This is a genomic window from Helicobacter sp. (assembly GCF_029067145.1).
Taxonomy (GTDB): domain Bacteria; phylum Campylobacterota; class Campylobacteria; order Campylobacterales; family Helicobacteraceae; genus Helicobacter_D.
Map to the genome: position 1 here is coordinate 1 of NZ_JAIEFA010000066.1, position 2,892 is coordinate 2,892.

The 2,892-nt window shown below is 35.2% G+C and carries 3 protein-coding genes; all 3 read right to left on the minus strand.

The features are described 5' to 3' along the window. Window positions 1-49: 49 nt before the first annotated feature. Window positions 50-1,162: a hypothetical protein gene (locus K2N75_RS06430; RefSeq protein ID WP_297681693.1), complete on the minus strand. Its 1,113-nt coding sequence runs from the start codon at window positions 1,160-1,162 to the stop codon at window positions 50-52. 11 nt (window positions 1,163-1,173) lie between these two features. Next, complete coding sequence (locus K2N75_RS06435; protein WP_300120184.1) at window positions 1,174-2,256, minus strand: class I SAM-dependent methyltransferase; 1,083 nt, start codon at window positions 2,254-2,256, stop codon at window positions 1,174-1,176. A 2-nt stretch (window positions 2,257-2,258) separates the two neighbouring features. Beyond that, window positions 2,259-2,892: hypothetical protein (locus tag K2N75_RS06440; protein ID WP_300120186.1), on the minus strand; the 634-nt coding region annotated here is incomplete at its 5' end.

The window sequence follows — 2,892 nt, forward strand, 5'->3', positions numbered from 1 at the left end:
CAAAGACGGCATACTCGATCCATGAGCGTTGCGTGGGCGCGGTTTTTTTTTAAATTGACATCAAATGCTGCCATGTCCAATAATAACAAAAACTTGCTCCAATATTTTTTTTTACATTCTTTGGCTTGTAAATACCAAAAATATTCCCCCCCCCCCCGCTAGTATTTTCAAATCTTTTCACAAGCTCGTCCATAAAGACTGCTTTACATTTTTCTGGATGCGGTCTTAATACAACTTTATACTTATGATGTAAAAGAGACTGCACAAGATCGCATAGAATCTCAAAAGAGATTCCAGTTTCATCTTTTTTTGTTTGTGGATTAATATTGCTGATAGTAAAAGCTAATAGTGCTGTATTAGATTCTTTGTTTTGATAAGAATCTTTGAGATAGGAATCTAAACTGGGATAGCCTGCGGGAATAAATTTTAGATGATGTACTAAGAAACCCAATTTGCTTTGATAAAATTCCAACATTTCTTTTGTATGGCAAAAAATATAATCAAAATTCACACGCGAACCAATCAATAAATCCACTCGTTCGCGACTAAAATAAAAGTAGTTTTGTACAGGATCTAAAAGTCCTTGTGGGTTCAAGATAGAAATAACATTAGAATGGAATTTACAAGAATGTGTTATCGCATGTGCCACAGTTAAAAAGTCTAGTCGTTCTGTCAAATCGCAGCGCGATAGAATCACGCATTCACCGGGGTAAGCTTTCATATAGTTTATAAAACTTGCTTGAGTGGTCGTAATAAAGACTAAAGGAATATTTTTTGCCCGCAAAGACTCAATTATGGAGCGCACATGTTCTGAATGCGGAAGCTGTGTTACAAGCAATCCCACACACAAGCCTTGCGAATTCCTCTTAGTAATTTTTTCTAAACAATACATTTTAAGCTTAGAGGCGCAGAATTTTAATCCATCTACATAATGAGAAATCCCATAAGATTCTAAATTTTCCGCCAAATCAAAAAAACGATATTTAGAAGCAATCAAAACAAGACTTTGCTTATCTTGTTTAATTTTCTCTGCTTGGCTTTTGAGCGAAAGTGTTTCCTCTTTATCGTCAATGAAATGATAAGTATTTTCTGTGTCAAATCGCGACAAATTAAAGACTATATCCTCTCCGTCCCAATTTTTAGGATAAATATAATAGTGCATTACAGCCCTCCTCACACAAACCATCTGCCATCTAGCCTACAAACAGGAATCCTAAGCCCATCTCTACCCTCTATTTTACCATTCTGATAAGGTCCAACTAAAATAAAATCACACTGATTTTGATATTTTTCTAAAAACTCATTAAAAGACACGATTATGCCCCCCCCCCCCGCACAGAAGTTGGCAGTGCCTGTTTGCACATCATCAATCACACAAGCAACATTTAGCCCACTTGCTTTGGCGAATTCATTTGCCACTCCTCCTGCTCTTGCAGCACCAAAAATGGCTACCTTATTTTTACTGATTTTAGGACAACAATTCTGTGCGACACTTTTTGCATTTCTTGTAATCGTTCTTTCGGGCTCATCATAATAGGTTAAAGGTGGGATAAATGGGCTATCCTCTTGCTTTAAAAACATCAGTTCAAATGACACAGAAGGAAGTCCTTGTTTTAAGGGTAAATATCTCCAACACCCTTCTCTTCCCATATATTCCTCTACGGCATCAATAAAATCTGCTCCATTACGCATCTTTAATTTTTCTGCTGGTTTTTTATCAAAGTTATCAAACTTGCCGTTTGCAACATCGTGCAAATATTCCGTGATATATCCACCAAGCAACAGATAATTATTAAAAAATACTAGCTGCAAAACCTTATAATGATGATACGCATAACAACCTTGTGCAAATCCACCACCAAAAGGGCTTCGCCAAATAATCACGCCTCCTTTTTTGCATAAATTATGCAGATTATTCCACATTGCCTCTTGATTGAATACCCAATGCCCAACATCTTTGCAGGTTACTAAATCAAACTTTTCATCAAATCCATATTCGGTTTTGAAATCCTTACCCAAATCAAAATTCAAAGCATTATGGTATCTTTCTAAATCTATACAACAATACTCTTTTGCTCCATAAGATTCATACACGCCTTTTGGGCTTATCCTGTCATTTGAGTTTAAGATTCTTTCTCCATTTCTGTCCTCACATAAATCTTGCGCTCCAAATTCACATACCTTAAAGCCTTTTTTTAATCGCCCTGATTCCAATAGAGATTCAATCATCTCATAATCTTCTTTATAAAATCCCACTTTTATTTTCTCCTTTCATTTGATTGATTTTGCTTTTGGATTGCTTCTTTTGTATTTACAAACCCCTTTATCTCTCCTATAAAACCTTTTTCATACATAAAGAGTAGAATATCCTCTGGAACACTTGCTAGATACTCTGGAATTACAAAATATCTTGTTTGTGTGGCATATTGCATTGCAAAATAACCATTATGGATAAACTTTCTTTCTAAAGCTTCTTCATTATTGACTGCATACAAAGAGCAGCGTTTGCAATAATCAATAAAGATTGGGTTGTTAAGATACAAGAAATCGGATTGTTTCTTACATTCCTCTAGGCTTTGCTTAAAAATATTTGGAATCTTGTTTTTCAGTTGTGGATAAAAATAAAATTCTCCACAACAACCGAGCACTGAACCACTAGGTTGAATCAAATAGCTTCCTCCATAGCTTTTGCAAGTTCCGACAACATATTCAGGAATCTGCTTATTACAATCCTTGTAGCTTACACCCTCTTTTGTTGTTACAAACATTTTATTTACTGAAATTTGATTGAGTTTATGGGGTTGATAAAAACTTAACAAATCCTCTAATTCCTTTCTTGCCTTTGTTTTCTCATTAAACTGCTCTGTAAATTGCACTTGAACATATAAATGC

Excerpts from the sequence above, each read along its gene's own strand:
- K2N75_RS06430 (WP_297681693.1), bottom strand. The coding sequence starts at position 1,162 with ATGCACTATTATATTTATCCTAAAAATTGGGACGGAGAGGATATAGTC.